Consider the following 16,587-nt stretch of genomic DNA (forward strand, 5'->3'; position numbering starts at 1 on the left):
TATCAAATGATCACCTTTTTTATCCATAAAACAATTCCATAAATATTGGTACTCTTTTACGCCATTCTTCCTCATTGTGACTAGCACCTTCAAAAAATCGGACTTCAACTTTATCACACTTCCTAATCATCTTTTGATAAATGATCTCATTACTTCCATAATAAATCTGGCTTACCATTTTATTACCATTTCCTTCATCTCCACCTAAATCAAAATAAAAACATTCAACTTGACTTAAATCACTTTTATCAATCAATTCACAAAATTGATCGACATAAAACCAGTATGCAGTTGAAAGGGACGCAGTCTTTTTAAAAATATGACTATATTTTATTCCTGCATAACTAGTGATGATTCCTCCCATTGAACTGCCTACCATTGCACAATCATCTTTAAGAGTTGGAAAATGACTATCGATATACGGTTTTAGCTGTTTTATAATAAACTGCAAATATCTTTTACCCTCACCACCAATTTTCAAACTATCATCACCGTATTCCATTTCTAAAATGTCTTTACCAATCGGCCATGGGCCATATTCGTCTTCGCGTTTATTTAAATGAAAATTGCATGGAATCGCCACCATAATAACATCTAAACCAACTGATTTTACATAATCATAAAAGCCCCAGCTAATTCCCATATATGCCTTATCATCAAAAAAAGCATTTTGACCATCGTTTATGTATAAAACCGGATAACGCTTGTTACTAGTTTGATAATCATCAGGAACATAGATCGTAACTTTTCGCATCCGTCTCAATGACTTCATATAAAAATTTTTTTCAATAAACATCTTTATTACCTCCATAACAAAAATAAGCACTATGTGCTTATTATTTAACTCCGGGAATAATCGAAACCTGTTCTCCATCACGTGTAAAAACATAATTTTCACGAGCATAACGAGTCACATAATCCTCATCATTCAATAAATCTATTTCATTTTCTAATGCTTTTTTTTCTTTAGTAACAGCCGCTTTTTCCTTTTTCAATATGGCTATTTCATCTTGATGCTGATAGACCGTTACCATACTATTAAACAACGTCAACAACAATCCGCATCCAATAATCATGTACAAGAATCCTTTGACTGTTTTGAAAACTTTTCTTTTGGCCATCTCATCACCCTCTTTACCCGCTTTATTATACCATTAACTTTTCTAAAAAGAAATATTATCGGTCTTAAAATATATTTAATCATTTTTACAATCAATTCAATCAAAATAAACATATAGTAGCTATAGTAGTTAAGATACAATATATATCCAATCAACATACTAACAAAGAAATATATCCTAATTACACCATTATTGATCCTTAACAAACCAAGATAATAAATATACCCAAAAATAATACCAATAATAATCTGTAAAAAAAGTCTAATAATGCATTGGTGGTATTTATAAAGCAAACGATTGATAAGACTGTAAACAAAAGTAAACACAAATCCATAAACAAGTGAATAACCAATTCCCTGAATCTGTCTAATTAGATCCATTATTTAAGTAATTTATTAAAAACACTTTCTTTAGATTTAGGTCCCTTTTTATTTGATACATAGGATATCGAATCGATATTTCCTTTAATACTAACTTCACTTTTTTCCTGATCAAGTCTTGTTAGAGAAAGCTCGCTACCCGTTATATTCAAAAAACCTAGTGATGTTTCAATCAAAAATTCTAATGAATCAAAACTTTCAATATTTTTAACACCTGTTAATTCAATATTCTTCCGATCTTTCAAATAAACATTATGATAAGGAGTATGTTCAAAACGTATATTATTATTTTCCATATTATTACCTCCAGTTAATAATATGAAAAAATCTTTAAATAAGAACCACTATACAACATGAATATTTTTACTTTGATACCAGTTGCAAGCATCGTTTTCTATTTTAGTAATAAACTTATTTTTTTCTTTAATATATTTTTTATCATTACGATATTTATTAGCAATCTTCATTTTTAAATCAGTGTATTCAGATGCTACTTCTGAATGTTCTTTTAAATAAAGAGAAATAGCTAAATATTTTTCAATTTCTTTAACATCTTCAACTGAAAATACATATAAACAAAAACTACCATCATTCTTTTTAAAACAATATCTATCCAATTCGTCTTTACAACAAACATAATTCAACTTTTCAAACTGTTTTTTTAGTTCATCTATCACTTCTATTTTTTTAACGACAATTAAAACATCGATAACCGCTCTAGCTTTTAATCCTTTTATTGCAGTAGAGCCAATATGATAAATAGAGACTAAATTACTTGAGATAATATTACGAATATCATTAGCTTCTGCAGCATATTTTAACGGCCACTTCTCATTATAATCAACAATTTCAATCATCAATTTAATCACCGCCTTAGTATCGATTATATCATAAACAACAAAATTTAAAAACTTCTTATTTTAAATCAAATTTTTATAACTACCATTAAAAACCATCTTTTTTATATCACTTATATTACTAGCCGCTTTATCGTTAAATAAATAAAAATCATCTTAAATGTTTCAATGACTATACAGATTATTAATATTCTCTATTTCTAGAAATAATAATATGAAAATATTTTATTCATATCCTCTTGCATCATTGTTAATGAACAAGCTAAATAATCATCTTTTTGTCATCATTTTTTCATATTTTATCTCTAGGCTACCCATTATAACCTAAATAATAATTTTAGTAAACATTTTTATTTTTTATTATCCTATTTTACTTATTAAAATCATATATTCTATAATGAAAAATTTGTATAGTAATTTATAAATAATAAAAAAATCAAAATTTATTTTATACCAGCTTCACCAGATAAATCCAAATTTTTATTAAATAAAAAATAAAACCGTTAATAAATATTTTATTAACGGTCTATTAATTAAATTTTTTGTAAAAACGTACGATAAGCTAAATAAGCTTCGTAGACATCTACTTTACTAACAATTTCCATTGGAGCATGCATATTCAATACCGCTACTCCAGCATCGATTACATTCATATTATAGTTACCTAAAATATAAGCAATCGTACCTCCACCACCTTGGTCAACCTTACCAAGTTCTGCAGTTTGATAATAAACATTAGCTTCATCAAGAACATTTCTAATCTGTGCCATATATTCTGGATTAGCATCATTAGAACCACTTTTCCCACGAGATCCAGTATATTTATTAAAAACTATTCCTCTTCCTAAATAAGCTGCATTTTTCTTATCATTAACACTCAAATACAAAGGATCTACACCAGCACTAACATCACTAGACAACATTTTTGAATTAGCTAACGCTTTTCTTGTTTTTACAAAACTATCAACACCTTGCTTAGATAACAATTCACTAATTATATTTTCAAAAAATAATGAGTGTGCCCCAGTTGCTCCAACGCTACCAATTTCTTCTTTATCCACTAAAATAGCACAGCTAGTATATTCTGGGATATCCATATCTAAAATTGCCATTAATGATGTATAAGCACAAACACGGTCATCATGTCCATATCCAGCGACCATACTACGATCGATTCCATAGTCACGAGCTTTTCCGCTAGGTACGATTTCAATTTCTGCACTTAAAAAATCCTCTTCTTCAAAATCATATTTTTCTTTTAAAATATTTAAAACATTAGCTTTTACAGCATCTTTTTCTGTATCTTTTAGTGGCATACTTGCAAAAGTGACATCCAAATCTTCTCCTTCAATTACTTTTGCTGCTTCTTTTTTTAACTGATCAGCTGATAAGTGAATCAATAAATCACTAATCCCTACAACTGGGTCATTTTCATCCTCACCGATATTTACATTTATCACAGTCCCATCTTTTTTCACCACAACCCCAATCATTGATAAAGGAATTGTCACCCATTGATATTTCTTTACTCCACCATAATAATGAGTATCTAATAAAGCAAATCCCTCACTTTCATATAATGGATTTTGTTTTAAATCTAATCTTGGTGAATCAATATGTGCTCCTAAGATTCTAAGACCATTTTCAATTGATTGTTTACCAATCACAAATAAAGCAATATTTTTATTCATATTAGTAACATATACTTTATCCCCAGGTTTTAAAATATCAACATCATTTAAATCTTTATATCCAGCTGCCATCGCTTTTTTAACAGCTTCTTTAACACATAATCTTTCTGTTTTTCCTTTTGTGATAAAGTCCTTGTATCCTTCATTAAAATTCATTATTTCTTTAATTTGCGTTTCATTATATTTTTCCCATGCATTTTTTGCGTACATATAAATCTCCTTTCAACTTTGTATATATAGTATACCAATTTCAATAAATTCTCAATCATAACGAATGTAAAAACTGTTATATTATTGAATCTTCAATAAATTCCACATTTAAATCAATAAAGCTACTGATTATTTATCAGCAGCTTTATTATTCCGATCAATTCTTTCCTCTTTAATTATTTCATAAAGCATCGCACTATCTTCTTTTAACACATGTTCCCGTAACTCTTTAACTTTAATAGTTAATAAACTACGACCAAATTCAATTTCAATTTCATCGCCAACTTTAAGTCTTGTACTAGGTTTAGCGACTTTTCCATTAACCTTGACTCTTGAACTTTCACTTATTTCTTTAGATAATGTTCTCCTTTTAATAATTCTTGAAACTTTCAAAAATTTATCTAATCTCATCTTATTTACTCATCACCGCAGTAATCGCTGGAACCACTTGTTTTTTACGAGAAATAACTCCTTTTAATGTTGCCTGATAATCAGTTAGAGAGATGTCAAATGCCTGTTCCACTAATTGAGGTTTAGGTCCGGCAACAAAAATTTCACTATTTGCATTAATAATATCTGTCAACAATAATAATGTGAAATCCAAGTTATTATCTTCCGCAAATTTATTCATATAATTCAACATATCTTCTTTATATGGCAAGAATCCTTCAATATCCATTGAATTAACCTGAGCCACTCCGACAGTTCCTTCTTCAAATGGGAACTTTTTAAAATCTTGATTAAAAATTTCTTCTACTGTTTTACCAACTAATGAAGTACCTGCTTTGAACATTTCCATAGCAAATTCTTCAATTTCAACACCAGCAATTTTAGCTAATTTGCGTGCTGTTTTAGTATCAACAGGAGTGCATGTAGGTGATTTGAATAACAAAGTATCAGAAATCACAGCACCCAATAATATTCCTGCAATTGATTGCGGAATTTCAATGTCATTTTCTTCAAAAATCTTTGTTACGATCGTAGCTGTTGATCCTAAAGGTTCACCTCTAAACAATAATGGTCCAATCGTTTGGATATCCGCTACCCTATGATGATCAACGATTTCTAAAATATCCGCTTCTTCAATACCTGGAATTGACTGTCCTCTTTCATTATGATCAACTAAAACAACTTTTTTTCTTAAGCCCTTTAATAACGCAAAACGCGAAATACTTCCAACACAACGATTATTTAAATCTAATACTGGATAGCTTCGATATCTCGTTTCACTCATCACTTCTTTAACATGATCTAAAGTATCATCAGTTGTAAATAATTTCAAATCACCTTTTTGCATAATATATTCAACTGGAATTGCCTGAATAATTTGCTGTGATGTTAAATATGTATTAAATGGTGTCGAGATAACACTAATTCCTTTTTCCTTTAATCTATCCAAGACTTCTGTTTCTACATCCAAAGACCCAGTTAAAATGATCAACGAAACTTCAGCATCAATCATAGAATTAACAGCATCATCACGATCTCCACCAATAATGACAATATCACCTGGCTTAACCCGCTTTTTAGCTTCTTCACCACGCATTGCCGCAATATGTAAGTCACCTTCTATAAATCTTAAATCACGATTTAGATAAAGGACTGATGCTTCTAAAGTATCAATAACATTTTCAATTGGCGTATGAGCATCTTTTAATAAACTACTATCCCATTTTTCCATATAACCTTCAACAATATTAGAAGTTGATAATAGACCTAATAACTGGCCATGATCATCTAAGATTGGTGCTGATTTCACATTTTGCTGCTTCATCAATGACCATGCAGTTTTTAATGTTAATTCTTTAGAAAAAACAGTTACTTTATCATAATTTAAATCTTCAACTTTTTGTTTAACTGTTTTAAGCAGTACCGGAATTTCTACATTAAATCTTTTTAAAACATACTCCGTTTCCCGACTAATTTCACCAAGTCTAACGGGAACTGCATTATAACGGTTGATTGCTTTCAATAAATACGCATATCCAATCGCTGAACAGATAGAATCTGTATCTGGATTTCTATGACCACTTACATAAACTAATTCTTTCATTTTAACCTCCTATTTTTCCATCTTTTTTAAATAACGATATACTGTTGGTTCTGAAACAGCTAACTTTTCTGCAACCAGCACAATAGCACCTTTCACTTTAAAAGTTCCTTTTTCTTGTAAATACTTAACAACTTTTATTTTTTCATCAACATTTAAACGTTCAGCTAAAAAATAACTTGGGAATCCCATCTTCTCCAAACATTCTTTTATATACATATCGATCATCTCATCTAAAGGAGAAGATAAGATTTCAACTGGATTATCCATTCTAAATTCAATATCTTTTTCATCTTTGATTCCTAAGATCTTTTTAATCGTCGATGTCAAATACTCTAAATCAGAAATATTTACATTAACACATAACATCCCTACTGGCATTTCTTTACCATTTTCTTTGATAAAATATGTTGCTGAACGCATCAATTTACCATCAGGTCCAGTTGTTTTATAGTTCAATACATAATCATGATCTAAGTATTGTTTTTCTTCCAAATAGTGTAATGATAAATTTGATAATTTAGCACCGATTTCTCTTCCAGAATTATGATTATTTGCAATTGCAACTATTTCTTGTTCTTTAGAAGTTAAATCGTGTAAAGCTATTTCTACATTATCACCTAAAGCTTTACCTAAAAATTCTGTCATTGCAGCATATGGTTCCAAATATTTATACATTTTTATTAATCACTCCTCTTTACTGCAATTATACACGAATTCTAAATAAATTAGTAGCATTTTTTATCATGATAATAAAAAATATAGTTTTTAACCAATAAATTATCATTGTAATAATACTAAAATAATTTCTTCTATTAATTCTCTTCTTCAAAAATCAGCCAGATCATACTTGTTTTTAAGCGTACCAAAGTATACAAATATCCCCACAGCTACCGTTATTAAAATCATGAATAAAGCAGTAGCCAAGTTTTCATTATAAATATTTTCAACTAATATTTACACAATAATTATCCCTACTCCTATAGTTGTGACTAATGAATATTTTTGTTCAAACTTACTCTGTTCATTTTCACTATAAAAATCCTTTAATTCATTTTTTTGCTTTTTAAAATGTGCGTCTATCATTCCAAAATAAACAAAGCATATTACCCCTATCAAAACAAAGAATAACAGTAAAATTTGGCAAACAAACTCGTATTTAGTATTTTCCGGGAAATAAATCTCTGTAAATAGAGATACACAAATTCCTAGTAAAATAAAAACTGTGCCAAAAGTATATACCTTAGCCATTAAATTATAATGTTTTTCATATTCTTGTTTACTGGTAGGATCATAATTTAATAAATCATCTATTGTACAGCCAAATATTTCACTTAAAGAAATCAACGTTTCCACTTCTGGTAAACCACTATCATTTCCCATTTAGATACTGCCTGTCGCGATATGTTTAACTGTTTAGCTAACTGTTCTTGAGATAACCCTTTTTTTAAATTATTACTTAAACCCATTTTTATCACCTCATGCATATCTTAAATGAGCAAAGATTTTATTACTACCAACAAACCATTGCCTTTATCAATTTTTTAGCAACTTGGAGTTGTAATGACCAAATCATTGATTTTGCCACATTTCTTTAGTTATTCCATAGTGAACAGCATCCTGATAAACACCTTTTACCTTTAATTCCTGAATTCCGATTCCCTCAAATTTCATTCCACATTTTGCCATTACTCTACCAGAAGCCTCGTTAATTTTATAATGCAGTGCTTCAACTCGATTTAGTTTCAAATCCACAAAACAATATTCCAATATTTTCGTCAAAACTTCGCTCATATAGCCTTTATTCCAATAATCATGATCTAACAAATATCCAAAACCTGCTTTATCATTAGCTTCATCAAGTCTAATATCTATTGCTCCAATACATAGATCAGTATCCTTTAAAACAATTGCATAAATACCGGCACGACTCAAATAATAATCATAAATACTACTCATCGCTTCTTGTTTAGTTGTTACTCCAGCCCATTCAAGATATTTTAGCACTCTAGGATCACTTCCATATTTATAAACAGCTTCCCAGTCACTACGCTTAAACTTTCTTAATCTTAATCTTGGTGTTTCTAGTGAATCTTTAATTCTTTCTACATACATTTTTAAAACTCCTTCCCTATTTGATATGCACGTTTTAAATTTTCTTCATAATTAGCTTCACGATTAGGATAATCTCGCGACATCCGATCAAAAATAATCATTTCTTTTTCTTTAGCACGATCATTAATGCGATCCCCCAGCATTACGGTTTTCATTGCTTCCACCTGTTTTTGACGAAGTTTTTCCGTTAAATCGCCACCCATCGTCACTAACATCAATACTTTGTCCAGCTGTTTCATTTTTGCCTTGCTGCCATAAGCAAAACCATAAGTCCAAACCCGCTGGAACCAGCCCACTAACTTACTTGGTGCTTCAGTCCAAAAAACCGGATAAATAAATACTAAGGCATCACTTTCATTAATCAGCTGCTGGTGTTTTTTCACATCTTCAGGGATATCTAATTTATCATTATAAAATGCTTCTCTTAAATACTCTGCCTCACTAAACGCTTCTTTAAAATTCAAATCATATAGATCTAATAAACAATATTCATGATTACTTATCTTTAATCCTTTAATAAATTCATCTCTCACCCTTGAAGTAAAACTATTATTACTAGGATGACAGTATATAATCAATACTTTCATAATTACCACCCCTTCCATTATAACAAGAAATATGAGAAAATTCTTATTTATTTATTATCAAACTTTAAGGCATCAAATTAAAAATTAAGGTATTATATACATGAGGAGGAAATAAAGATGCAAACATTTCTAAAGTATAAAAAACAAATAATTTTGACTATTTCCATAATAATTCTGATGATTATAATATTTGGTATTTATATCCTCCATGTGACGTTACAAAACATTGAATATTCAAAAAATCAAGCTCATGTAATTGCTCTAAATAGATTTCCGGGAACAATTATCTCATCAAATATTGAATACGAAAATCTTCAAACTTATTATGAATTAAAAATCAAAAATTCTAATCAAGAAATAATCGAAGTAATTATTGACGCTAAAGATGGAACCATTACAAGCTATGAATACAAGGAGGAATAATAAATGATTTTAATTATCGAAGACGAAAAAAACATGTCAGATCTTTTAAAACTAGAACTTACACATGCAAATTATTTATGCGATCAAGCTTTTGATGGTGAAACTGGTCTGATCAAAGCTCTTAACCAGGATTATGAACTGATCCTCCTTGATTTAATGTTACCAAGAATCAACGGCATTGAGGTATGTCGACGTATCCGCCTAGAAAAACAAACACCAATCATTATGTTAACAGCTCGCGATGAAGTAATTGATAAAGTTAACGGTCTTCAAGCTGGTGCTGATGATTATCTTGCAAAACCTTTTGCAATAGAAGAGTTATTGGCAAGAATCAACGCATTACTTAGACGGATAAAAATCCAAAGTAATGTTCTTAAGTATAAACACAAAGATCTTGAAGTTGATGTTATAAAACATCAAGTATTATTTATGAAAAAAGAAGTTTCACTTACTACAACAGAATTTGATTTATTAGTATTATTAATAAAAAATAATGGCAATATTGTTACAAGAGACGAAATTTTAAATGAAGTATGGGGCTATGAAAAAAGTGTTTCAACAAATGTCGTAGAAGTTTATATCCGCTATCTAAGAAACAAACTGCCGGATATTAAAATTGAAACAATTCGCGGAATCGGATATCGTTTAATATGAAAAAAAATCACTCTTTTCGCTTTCAATTAACTTTCTCTACTTCATTGATCATTATGATCTTTATCAGTCTTTTCAGTTTGATCTTGCTTATATATATGTCTTATTATCTTTTGATCATTAGTAAAATCTATGCTATGGATGAAGCAGTAATGACTCCAATTGCCAGTATCATCATTATCTTGTTGATCATTCTAACTATAGTAGCACTAATAACTAGTATTATCTGTGGCATAACAATCAGTGATCGATATTTAAAAACTGTAAAAAAATTTACAAACAGTATTCAACAGATAAAAAAAGAAGGTTTAAAACACCGTCTGCAAATAGATAACAATGACGAACTTGGACAGTTAGGAAAAGAATTTAATGACGTTTTAGATCAGCTTGAAAATTCTTTAAATCAACAAAGTCAATTTGTCAGTGATGCATCTCATGAATTAAAAACACCTTTAGCTATCATTAAAGGAAATCTAGATATGTTGAGACGCTGGGGAAAAGATGATCCAAAGGTTTTATCATCAGCGCTAGAAGTCTCTAGTAAAGAAGTTGATCGTTTAGTTACATTATGCAATGAATTATTACATTTAACTAGAGAAATAAAAGTTAAGTGTGATAAAAAAATTGATATTGTTCCCATTATTTATGATACAGTTGAAGATTTCAAAAAATTAAACCCTAATATCATTTTTACAGTCACGATCGATTCCCATCAAGAAATCAAAATTAATGAAGAGCATTTAAAACAGTTATTAATAATTTTAATAGATAATGCTGTAAAATACTCTAAACCTAATGAAATCAGAATTGAAATCCAGTATTTAGAAAATCAGCTTAAAATTAAAGATTATGGGATTGGGATCGATAAAGATAAAATAGATCATATTTTTAATCGTTTTTATAAAGTTGATGAATCAAGAGTTCAAAACAATAACAGCTTTGGTTTAGGTTTAGCTATCGCTAAAAGATTATGTGATTATTATGGTTATCAAATTAATGTTATCAGTAAAATTAATGAATATACAGAATTTACAATCAATTTAAAGGAGAATGACTTATGAAAAAATTAATGACTATCTTATTTATTACAATAATTTTAACAGGATGTACAAATAGTTCGGTAGAAGCTATTTCTTTAGATGAAGCACAGGAAATTGCATTGAAAGCTATTGACGGCAAAGTTACCAAAGCCAAGAAAGAGCGTGATGATGGTATTGATTACTATGATTTTGAAATCATTAGTGATAATCAAAAATATGAAATTGAAGTTGATGCTAATACTGGCAAAATAATTAAAAATGAAAAAGATACTGACTATGTTCCTAGTTCTAATGAAGCATCTCAAAATAACAATTCTCAAGCGACAACCATTAGCATTGATGAAGCCCAAAGAATTGCAATGGAAAAAGTTGGTAATAATGGATACTTAGTAAAATGTGAATTGGACATAGATGATGGTATCCAAAAATATGAAATAGAAATTAAAAACGGTAATATTGAATACGAAATCGATATCGATGCTATTAGCGGAGAAATTATTAAATATGAAGAAGATCGTAATTAACAACTCTAACTTTCTAAACGGGAATGTCAAGAAATTTGTGTAAGTAATTTTATTAAATTGTCAAAGAACTATAGAAATGACTTATATCGAGTATATATAGGTCATTTTATTTTTCTAAATATTTTTGGATTCTTGTTGAAAATCTATCATCCATCATTAATTGATTCATAACCATTGCCCAATTTGATACACGCCCACCTGACCATTTTTTCGATAATTCAAGAACTCTTAAATATAACACTTTTAATACCGCTGTCTCATTTGGAAATGCTCCTTTTTTTATGACCTTTCTAAAACTTGAATTGACACTTTCAATTGCATTGGTTGTATACATAACTTTTCTGATGGCTGATCCATAATCAAACAGCTGTTCTACATGATGAATGTTCCTTTCCCATACATCAACTGCTCCCGGATATTGTTTCCACTCATTCTTGAATGTTTCAAATGCGTTTTTGGCCGCCTTTAAACTAGGAGCTCCATAAACTTTTTTCAATGATTGTGTAAATCGCTTATAATCCTTGCTTGGGACATATTTAATAGAATTCCTTATAAGGTGGACAATACATCTTTGTACCACAACATTGGGAAATATTGCTTTCGCACCATCTTCAAGTCCACTAACACCATCCATAGATATAAAGAAAACATCTTCCACACCTCTCGCTTTGATTTCATCAAAAATCTGCATCCATTTATGCTTGCTTTCTGTCTCGTTTAACCATAACCCCAGTATTTCCTTGTTTCCATTGATGTCATAGCCTAAAACAGCATATACAGCATATTCCTTTACCTCATAATCATTTCTTACTGTCACATATAAACAGTCAACAAACAAGAATGCATAACATTGAGATAGTGGTCGGTTTTGCCAGTTTTCCAGTTCAGGAATGATAGCATCGGTTATATCGGAAATCATTTCATGAGAAACCGAAAATCCATAGATATCTTCAATTGTGGTTGATATATCTCTTTGAGACATTCCTTTTGCATACATTGAGATGACTTTATTTTCAATGTCCGAAACATCTCTCGTTCTCTTAGGAATAATTTGCGGTTCAAAAGATGCCTCCCTGTCTCTAGGTATATTAATATCTAATTCTCCTCTTGATGTTTTTATTTTTTTAGGAGAATAACCATTTCTTCTGTTTAATGTCTTTTTTTCTTCTTTACTGTTAGATGCATAACCAAGATGGTTGTTCATTTCTCCCTGAAGCATTGATTCAAATAATGGTCCAAAAATATCTTTTAAAGCTTCATCCATATCCTGTGCTGATTGTGGATTATAAGTATCAATAATTTGTTGAGCCAAAGCTACTGTTTTTGGATCTCTTTTTATTCTTGCCATATTTCATTAACCTCCATATTTTTAATTTTGATAATAAGAAAAGTGTGTAGCAGTAATATAACACATATTACTTACTTACACACTTTATTTTACACTCCCTTCTAAACATAATAAAAGTGTTTTACTAAAACCAGTAAAACACTTTTTTCATCCTTATAGATTCTATCCTTATTTATCACGAAGATATTCATCCATTGCTTTAGCTGCTGTTTTACCAGCCCCCATAGCAAGAATTACAGTGGCCGCTCCAGTAACAACATCACCACCAGCATAGACACCTTCTTTGCTGGTTTTCATTGATTCTTCATCAACAATGATTCCACCCCATTTTTGAGTGTCTAGTCCTGGTGTCGTTTGTCTAATCAATGGATTCGGACTCTGACCAATTGAAACGATTACTGTACCTGTTTCGATCGTAAAGTTTGAACCTTCTTTTACTACTGGTCTTCTTCTGCCACTTTCATCAGGTTCTCCAAGTTCCATCTCAACACATTCCATTGATTTAACCCAGCCATCTTCTCCTTCGATCTTAACAGGATTTGTTAATAATTTGAAAATAATTCCTTCTTCTTTTGCGTGATGTACTTCTTCTGCGCGGGCTGGAACTTCTTCAGCTCCTCGGCGATACACAATATAAACATTTTTAGCCCCTAAACGTTTAGCTGTTCTAGCCGCATCCATCGCAACATTTCCAGCTCCGATAACACATACTGTATCGGTAATTTTAACTGGTGTCGGATGATCAGGGAATTCATAACCTTTCATTAAATTAACTCTCGTTAAAAATTCATTAGCAGCATAAACACCATTCAAGTTTTCACCAGGAATATTCTGGAATCGTGGCAACCCTGCCCCACTCCCAATAAAAATCCCTTGATATCCTTGTTCTTGAAGCTCATCAATTGTAATTGAACGTCCTACAACTACATTAGTTTCAAATTTAACACCTAAAGCCGAAACATTATCAACTTCCTTTTGAACTAAAGATTTTGGCAAACGGAATTCTGGAATTCCATATGATAAAACACCACCGGTTTTATGCAAAGCTTCAAATACCGTTACATCATATCCTTTTTTAGCCAATTCTCCAGCACATGTAATTCCCGCTGGCCCAGAACCAATGATAGCAACTTTTTTCCCATTGCTTTCAATTTTTAATTCTGGCGCTTTACCATTAGCCATATGATAATCAGCAACAAATCTTTCAAGTCGTCCAATTCCTACTGCTTCTCCTTTAATTCCTCGTACACATTTACCTTCACATTGATTTTCTTGAGGACAAACTCGTCCGCAAATTGCCGGCAAAGCATTTTCACTAGTAATTATTTTATAAGCTTCTTCAAAATCACCAGCTGCAACCTGCTGAATAAATTCGGGGATCGGTACTCCAACAGGACATCCTTTTTTACATGGCTGATGCTTACAGTTTAAACAGCGTGTTGCTTCTTCCATTGCCATTTCTTTCGTATATCCTAACGCAACTTCATCAAAATTTTTATTTCTTACATTTGGTTCTTGTTCAGGCATTACAACCTTGGTCAATGACATATTTGGCATTATTTTGCACCTCCCATTAAATTACACATCCGGTTCGCATTTTCGTTAACTGTATGTTCTTCTTCTTTAAACATTCTTTGGCGCATCATCAATTCATCAAAATCAACCTGTAAACCATCAAAATCTGGTCCATCTACACAAGCAAATTTAATTTTACCATCAACACTAACACGACAGCAGCCGCACATTCCTGTACCATCTATCATGATTGGATTTAATGATACTGATGTTTTAATATTTTTTGGCTTTGTAACATTAACAACAGCCTTCATCATTGGTACTGGACCAATCGCAATTACTTCATCAAAACTTTCACCTTTTTCAATTAAATCACTTAATACTGTAGTGACAAATCCCTTAGTCCCTAAAGATCCATCATCAGTAGCGATATAGACATTTTTACAAAATTTTCTAAACTCATCGGCAAGTAAAACATATTGTGCTTCACGTCCACCAATAATCACATCAACATCTACCCCACGATTTGCCAGCTCACGAAGTTGTGGGTATAATGGTGCACTACCAACACCGCCAGCCACACCAATTACATGTTTAGCTTCATGAAATTTTGTTGGCACTCCTAATGGTCCGACAAAATCTGTTAATTCGTCACCTGCATTTAACTTAGCCAATTCTCTTGTTGAATATCCAACAATTTGATAAATAATTGTAATTGTTTCTTTTTCGCGATCAAAATCGGCAATTGTTAATGGAATTCTTTCACCATCTTCGCCTACTCGTAAGATGATAAATTGCCCAGGTTCACATTTTCTTGCAACATAAGGTGCATGAACTTCCATCAGTTCTACCACATCGTTCAGTACTTCTTTTTTCAAAATCTTGTACATATTTATTCCCCCTACATTATTTATACCTACTTATTGTAGCTTGCTTAACAAAAAAAAACAATGAAAATTCGCTTTTTTTGTATACAATATCCCCTCTAATCAAAGCTAAGTATTAAAATCATGCATAAACTAAATATTAAGCGTTTTAATCTAAACATGAAATATTAATAACTATAGGCAATATAATATTGTATCGACATAAAAATCAACATAAATCCTACAAGTTAACTTATTTATTCTAAATTTATACTTTATTATTTTTACATAAAACAAAAATTTTCTATTTTTGATAAAAACTAATAATTTCTATTTTATTATTATATAATAATGACATTGGAGGTAGTTATGAATAATAAAATTATGTTTTTTGATATTGACGGTACTTTGTTATCTGAAAAAACCCATTCGATTCCAGAAAGTACGATCACAGCTTTGAAAAAAGCAAAAGAAAACGGGCATCTTATTTTTATAAACACAGGCAGAACATTTTCACTGATTGATAACTGCATAAAAGATCTAGACCCTGATGGTTATGTTTGTGGTTGTGGAACATATATTCGTTACCATGATAAAGTCTTATCTTCTTTTACATTATCATCTAAACGATGTAATGAGATAAAAGAATTAGTTAGAAAAACTAATATTGATGGGGTATTAGAAGGAACTGATTCAATATATTTTGATCAGCATATTCGTCATCCATTAGTAAAAGAGATAAAACAACGCTATCAAAATACCCCTGAATTCACACTATCAACTTTTGACGATCCTAAATTATCTTTTGATAAACTTACTATCTGGTTTGATGAAGATAGTGATATTAATACTTTTAAAGAAAGCATTGCTGATGATTTTGATTATATTACTAGAGATAAAAATTTTGGTGAAATAGTGCCTAAAGGTTATTCTAAAGCAACAGGAATTCAATTTTTATTAGATTATTTTAATTTAGAAAAAGATGATGCTTATGTTTTTGGAGACAGTTTTAATGATGAACCAATGCTAGGTTATGTTAAGCATGCGATTGTAATGGGAAATGGTGATCCAGAATTATTTAAATATGCTTATTATGTTACTAAAGATATTGAAGATGATGGTATTTATCACGCTTTAGAGCATTTAAAATTGATTTAAACCAGTTTAAACAAACTGGTTTATTTTTTAAACAAAAATTGTATTTGTAAT

At 30.5% G+C, this 16,587-nt stretch carries 21 protein-coding genes; 5 read left to right on the forward strand and 16 right to left on the reverse strand.

From position 1 onward, the window contains the following. Positions 1-19: 19 nt before the first annotated feature. The 13 genes from OC535_RS07355 to OC535_RS07415 all read right to left on the reverse strand — a co-directional run bounded on the left by OC535_RS07355 (position 20) and on the right by OC535_RS07415 (position 9,011). Positions 20-796: an alpha/beta hydrolase gene (locus OC535_RS07355; RefSeq protein WP_024721750.1), complete on the reverse strand. Its 777-nt coding sequence runs from the start codon at positions 794-796 to the stop codon at positions 20-22. A gap of 40 nt (positions 797-836) precedes the next feature. After that, positions 837-1,121: an FtsB family cell division protein gene (locus OC535_RS07360; protein ID WP_024721751.1), complete on the reverse strand. Its 285-nt coding sequence runs from the start codon at positions 1,119-1,121 to the stop codon at positions 837-839. Further along, a complete protein-coding gene (gene yabQ, locus OC535_RS07365; protein WP_081721145.1) occupies positions 1,073-1,501 on the reverse strand; it encodes a spore cortex biosynthesis protein YabQ in 429 nt (142 codons plus the stop codon). The genes OC535_RS07360 and yabQ overlap by 49 nt, the downstream gene beginning before the upstream one ends. Then, on the reverse strand, positions 1,501-1,797 hold the full coding sequence (gene yabP, locus OC535_RS07370; protein ID WP_024721752.1) for a sporulation protein YabP: 297 nt from the start codon (positions 1,795-1,797) through the stop codon (positions 1,501-1,503). The genes yabQ and yabP overlap by 1 nt, the downstream gene beginning before the upstream one ends. 48 nt (positions 1,798-1,845) lie before the next feature. Further along, positions 1,846-2,358, reverse strand: coding sequence for a GrpB family protein (locus OC535_RS07375; RefSeq protein WP_034595580.1), 513 nt, complete (start codon positions 2,356-2,358; stop codon positions 1,846-1,848). Positions 2,359-2,891: 533 nt separating this feature from the next. Continuing rightward, a complete protein-coding gene (locus OC535_RS07380; protein ID WP_024721757.1) occupies positions 2,892-4,259 on the reverse strand; it encodes an aminopeptidase in 1,368 nt (455 codons plus the stop codon). Positions 4,260-4,388: 129 nt separating this feature from the next. After that, the gene (locus OC535_RS07385; RefSeq protein ID WP_024721758.1) at positions 4,389-4,670 is read right to left on the reverse strand and encodes an RNA-binding S4 domain-containing protein; all 282 of its coding nucleotides are present in this window, start codon (positions 4,668-4,670) and stop codon (positions 4,389-4,391) included. A 1-nt stretch (position 4,671) separates the two neighbouring features. Then, entirely contained in the window at positions 4,672-6,312 is a 1,641-nt protein-coding gene (locus OC535_RS07390) for a putative manganese-dependent inorganic diphosphatase (RefSeq protein WP_498823507.1), read from the reverse strand. A gap of 9 nt (positions 6,313-6,321) precedes the next feature. Next, complete coding sequence (locus OC535_RS07395; protein ID WP_024721760.1) at positions 6,322-6,987, reverse strand: helix-turn-helix transcriptional regulator; 666 nt, start codon at positions 6,985-6,987, stop codon at positions 6,322-6,324. Between the two features lie 279 nt (positions 6,988-7,266). Continuing rightward, the gene (locus OC535_RS07400; RefSeq protein ID WP_227052410.1) at positions 7,267-7,692 is read right to left on the reverse strand and encodes a hypothetical protein; all 426 of its coding nucleotides are present in this window, start codon (positions 7,690-7,692) and stop codon (positions 7,267-7,269) included. Beyond that, positions 7,653-7,778, reverse strand: coding sequence for a helix-turn-helix transcriptional regulator (locus OC535_RS07405; protein WP_227052413.1), 126 nt, complete (start codon positions 7,776-7,778; stop codon positions 7,653-7,655). Before OC535_RS07405 ends, OC535_RS07400 begins: the two co-directional genes overlap by 40 nt. A gap of 103 nt (positions 7,779-7,881) precedes the next feature. Further along, positions 7,882-8,424, reverse strand: coding sequence for a GNAT family N-acetyltransferase (locus tag OC535_RS07410; protein WP_498823508.1), 543 nt, complete (start codon positions 8,422-8,424; stop codon positions 7,882-7,884). 2 nt (positions 8,425-8,426) lie between these two features. Next, complete coding sequence (locus tag OC535_RS07415; protein ID WP_227052415.1) at positions 8,427-9,011, reverse strand: NAD(P)H-dependent oxidoreductase; 585 nt, start codon at positions 9,009-9,011, stop codon at positions 8,427-8,429. Between the two features lie 117 nt (positions 9,012-9,128). On the opposite strand from OC535_RS07415, the gene OC535_RS07420 reads away from it, so the two are divergent. From OC535_RS07420 to OC535_RS07435, 4 genes are read left to right on the forward strand one after another with little or no spacing between them, the layout of a single operon-like run. After that, positions 9,129-9,434 carry a PepSY domain-containing protein gene (locus tag OC535_RS07420; RefSeq protein ID WP_024721763.1) on the forward strand — a complete coding sequence of 102 codons (306 nt, stop codon included), beginning with the start codon at positions 9,129-9,131 and terminating at the stop codon, positions 9,432-9,434. A 3-nt stretch (positions 9,435-9,437) separates the two neighbouring features. Further along, on the forward strand, positions 9,438-10,088 hold the full coding sequence (locus OC535_RS07425) for a response regulator transcription factor (protein WP_024721764.1): 651 nt from the start codon (positions 9,438-9,440) through the stop codon (positions 10,086-10,088). Then, positions 10,085-11,146, forward strand: coding sequence for a sensor histidine kinase (locus tag OC535_RS07430; protein ID WP_227052416.1), 1,062 nt, complete (start codon positions 10,085-10,087; stop codon positions 11,144-11,146). The genes OC535_RS07425 and OC535_RS07430 overlap by 4 nt, the downstream gene beginning before the upstream one ends. Continuing rightward, positions 11,143-11,649 carry a PepSY domain-containing protein gene (locus OC535_RS07435; protein ID WP_024721766.1) on the forward strand — a complete coding sequence of 169 codons (507 nt, stop codon included), beginning with the start codon at positions 11,143-11,145 and terminating at the stop codon, positions 11,647-11,649. The genes OC535_RS07430 and OC535_RS07435 overlap by 4 nt, the downstream gene beginning before the upstream one ends. A 106-nt stretch (positions 11,650-11,755) precedes the next feature. Here OC535_RS07435 and OC535_RS07440 read toward each other — a convergent pair whose 3' ends face one another. The 3 genes from OC535_RS07440 to OC535_RS07450 form a co-directional block, all read right to left on the reverse strand. Then, positions 11,756-12,997: an IS256 family transposase gene (locus OC535_RS07440; RefSeq protein ID WP_498822983.1), complete on the reverse strand. Its 1,242-nt coding sequence runs from the start codon at positions 12,995-12,997 to the stop codon at positions 11,756-11,758. Positions 12,998-13,165: 168 nt separating this feature from the next. Next, positions 13,166-14,554: an NADPH-dependent glutamate synthase gene (gltA, locus tag OC535_RS07445; protein WP_024721767.1), complete on the reverse strand. Its 1,389-nt coding sequence runs from the start codon at positions 14,552-14,554 to the stop codon at positions 13,166-13,168. Continuing rightward, positions 14,554-15,402, reverse strand: coding sequence for a sulfide/dihydroorotate dehydrogenase-like FAD/NAD-binding protein (locus OC535_RS07450; protein WP_024721768.1), 849 nt, complete (start codon positions 15,400-15,402; stop codon positions 14,554-14,556). The genes gltA and OC535_RS07450 overlap by 1 nt, the downstream gene beginning before the upstream one ends. A gap of 345 nt (positions 15,403-15,747) precedes the next feature. Here OC535_RS07450 and OC535_RS07455 point away from each other — a divergent pair, with 345 nt between their 5' ends. Beyond that, on the forward strand, positions 15,748-16,536 hold the full coding sequence (locus OC535_RS07455; RefSeq protein WP_024721769.1) for a Cof-type HAD-IIB family hydrolase: 789 nt from the start codon (positions 15,748-15,750) through the stop codon (positions 16,534-16,536). The last annotated feature ends 51 nt before the right edge of the window (positions 16,537-16,587 follow it).

It is taken from the genome of Clostridium sp. Marseille-Q5894 (assembly GCF_946902305.1).
GTDB lineage: Bacteria > Bacillota_I > Bacilli_A > Erysipelotrichales > Coprobacillaceae > Thomasclavelia.

Excerpts from the sequence above, each read along its gene's own strand:
- OC535_RS07355 (WP_024721750.1), bottom strand. The coding sequence starts at position 796 with ATGTTTATTGAAAAAAATTTTTATATGAAGTCATTGAGACGGATGCGA.
- OC535_RS07360 (WP_024721751.1), bottom strand. The coding sequence starts at position 1,121 with ATGGCCAAAAGAAAAGTTTTCAAAACAGTCAAAGGATTCTTGTACATG.
- yabQ (WP_081721145.1), bottom strand. The coding sequence starts at position 1,501 with ATGGATCTAATTAGACAGATTCAGGGAATTGGTTATTCACTTGTTTAT.
- yabP (WP_024721752.1), bottom strand. The coding sequence starts at position 1,797 with ATGGAAAATAATAATATACGTTTTGAACATACTCCTTATCATAATGTT.
- OC535_RS07375 (WP_034595580.1), bottom strand. The coding sequence starts at position 2,358 with ATGATTGAAATTGTTGATTATAATGAGAAGTGGCCGTTAAAATATGCT.
- OC535_RS07380 (WP_024721757.1), bottom strand. The coding sequence starts at position 4,259 with ATGTACGCAAAAAATGCATGGGAAAAATATAATGAAACGCAAATTAAA.
- OC535_RS07385 (WP_024721758.1), bottom strand. The coding sequence starts at position 4,670 with ATGAGATTAGATAAATTTTTGAAAGTTTCAAGAATTATTAAAAGGAGA.
- OC535_RS07390 (WP_498823507.1), bottom strand. The coding sequence starts at position 6,312 with ATGAAAGAATTAGTTTATGTAAGTGGTCATAGAAATCCAGATACAGAT.
- OC535_RS07395 (WP_024721760.1), bottom strand. The coding sequence starts at position 6,987 with ATGTATAAATATTTGGAACCATATGCTGCAATGACAGAATTTTTAGGT.
- OC535_RS07400 (WP_227052410.1), bottom strand. The coding sequence starts at position 7,692 with ATGGGAAATGATAGTGGTTTACCAGAAGTGGAAACGTTGATTTCTTTA.
- OC535_RS07405 (WP_227052413.1), bottom strand. The coding sequence starts at position 7,778 with ATGGGTTTAAGTAATAATTTAAAAAAAGGGTTATCTCAAGAACAGTTA.
- OC535_RS07410 (WP_498823508.1), bottom strand. The coding sequence starts at position 8,424 with ATGTATGTAGAAAGAATTAAAGATTCACTAGAAACACCAAGATTAAGA.
- OC535_RS07415 (WP_227052415.1), bottom strand. The coding sequence starts at position 9,011 with ATGAAAGTATTGATTATATACTGTCATCCTAGTAATAATAGTTTTACT.
- OC535_RS07420 (WP_024721763.1), top strand. The coding sequence starts at position 9,129 with ATGCAAACATTTCTAAAGTATAAAAAACAAATAATTTTGACTATTTCC.
- OC535_RS07425 (WP_024721764.1), top strand. The coding sequence starts at position 9,438 with ATGATTTTAATTATCGAAGACGAAAAAAACATGTCAGATCTTTTAAAA.
- OC535_RS07430 (WP_227052416.1), top strand. The coding sequence starts at position 10,085 with ATGAAAAAAAATCACTCTTTTCGCTTTCAATTAACTTTCTCTACTTCA.
- OC535_RS07435 (WP_024721766.1), top strand. The coding sequence starts at position 11,143 with ATGAAAAAATTAATGACTATCTTATTTATTACAATAATTTTAACAGGA.
- OC535_RS07440 (WP_498822983.1), bottom strand. The coding sequence starts at position 12,997 with ATGGCAAGAATAAAAAGAGATCCAAAAACAGTAGCTTTGGCTCAACAA.
- gltA (WP_024721767.1), bottom strand. The coding sequence starts at position 14,554 with ATGCCAAATATGTCATTGACCAAGGTTGTAATGCCTGAACAAGAACCA.
- OC535_RS07450 (WP_024721768.1), bottom strand. The coding sequence starts at position 15,402 with ATGTACAAGATTTTGAAAAAAGAAGTACTGAACGATGTGGTAGAACTG.
- OC535_RS07455 (WP_024721769.1), top strand. The coding sequence starts at position 15,748 with ATGAATAATAAAATTATGTTTTTTGATATTGACGGTACTTTGTTATCT.